This window comes from Staphylococcus sp. 231237_7MaSpsaltlick (assembly GCF_043107035.1).
Genome location: NZ_JBICNX010000229.1, coordinates 1 through 708, shown reverse-complemented (window position 1 = coordinate 708; position 708 = coordinate 1). Strand labels below are relative to the sequence as shown.

Below are 708 nucleotides of genomic sequence, written 5' to 3'. Positions count from 1 at the left end.
TTTAAAATTATCATCATATAAGTGGAATTTTGATATTGTTCCATGTTTTTTTACTAAAGAAGATTTAAATGGAGATACTCGCTATTTAATACCCGATTGTAATGGCAATTGGAAAAAGACTGATCCTAGAATTGAGAAGAGTATAATTTCAGAACTAAATCAAATTAGTGATGGAAAACTATTAGATGTGATACGTGTTATTAAATATTGGAATAGAAATATTACGGCGCCTACAATACCTTCCTACCTGTTAGAAGTTATTATATTAAATTATTATCAAGATAATAACAAATTAAACCAACATATTAGCGTGGAGATACCTAATGTTTTAAATCATATTCAAAAAACAATTTATAATATGGTTTTTTCTCCAGATAACCCAGGGATTGATATTAATATTTTAACTCAAGAGAAGAAAGATAAAATATCTCGAAAAGCTATTGAACACTATGAAATATCTCAAAATGCCATAAACTTTGCAGTAAGTTTTGAATATGAAAAAGCGATAAATGAGTGGCGAAAAGTATTTGGTAAAAACTTCCCTTTATACGGTTGATGAATATAAAAATATATATGTATTGTACGAGTATTACAAAGCACATCTTATTCAAAAGCGAAATTTTAATTTTTGTTCTTTTTAGGTACACTCTAATCATATAATAATTTAGAAACACTATATTAAAAGGTTAGTTTATTTGACAGTAATTT

At 26.1% G+C, this 708-nt stretch carries 1 pseudogene; it reads left to right on the top strand.

The features are described 5' to 3' along the window. Window positions 1-556 (top strand): annotated as a pseudogene (locus ACF91D_RS31115) (nucleotidyltransferase); the annotation flags it as partial. Window positions 557-708 lie beyond the last annotated feature (152 nt).